Origin of the sequence: Paraburkholderia sp. EG304, assembly GCF_046543485.1 — a bacterium.
Lineage (GTDB): Bacteria > Pseudomonadota > Gammaproteobacteria > Burkholderiales > Burkholderiaceae > Paraburkholderia > Paraburkholderia youngii.
This window is the reverse complement of the sequence record NZ_JBKGUA010000260.1, coordinates 1-796: the sequence shown is the minus strand read 5'-3', so window position 1 is coordinate 796 and position 796 is coordinate 1. Positions and strand designations below refer to the sequence as shown.

General features: G+C 58.4%; 1 pseudogene. It reads right to left on the bottom strand.

Annotation, left to right across the window (positions count from 1 at the left end):
- Positions 1–516: 516 nt before the first annotated feature.
- Positions 517–796: pseudogene (locus ACLFKU_RS43755) on the bottom strand (transposase); the annotation flags it as partial.

Here is a 796-nt window from a genome sequence, read left to right as displayed (position 1 = left end):
GAAAACGCGGTTGCAAAATCAGGCAAAACAACGCATTCTTGAGTCCCTTCGAAATCGCGTTTCGGGGCCATTCCAGGTGGCCTCATTACGCCGATCATCCCCGGCTCGATTACGCCGATCCGTGACATATGGCCGAGACCCCGTCCCGTCATCATGTCGATCAGATCACCCCCGCGCTATTTGCACCATGTATGGACGACTCCCTGTTGTCAAGCAGTCTTGGTTTTCTGGCATCAGGTCGAGGTTGCAGCCATGTATCCGGGCTCAGTTGGCAGCACTCGCTGCGGGCCCACGATGAATATCCGCGAATGGGTACCCCATCAGAGCCTCGGGCTCGGTTGCCCTTGGCGCAAAGCGGGTTTGGCCCACCACGGCCCGACCGTTCTGCCATCGAATTGAAGTCTGCTCAAGCAACCTCTGGAAGTGAACGCTGTTTCACTGCTAATGGCGGGACCTGTCAATCCGTCACGCTGGATCGCGTAGGCACATGGTCCGCCTGAAAGGGCTGATTTCGTATCAGTATGGCCCACGCCGTGCATTCTTTGCCGCGAGCGCCAGCAGCGATATTTTTGTGCCGGCGACGAAACAGTTTCAACGCCCAGGAATCGGCCATTTCGGGTTTGCTCGCTGCCATACGAATAACCGCGCCGGCGCCGTGAATCAGAAGTCTTCGTAATGCCGTATCGCCGCGCTTGCTGATGCCCAGCAGACGCGGCGTGCCGCCCGAAGAATGCTGACGCGGCACCAAACCCAGCCATGCAGCAAGTTCGCGGCCGCTGCGAAAAGATCCGGCGTT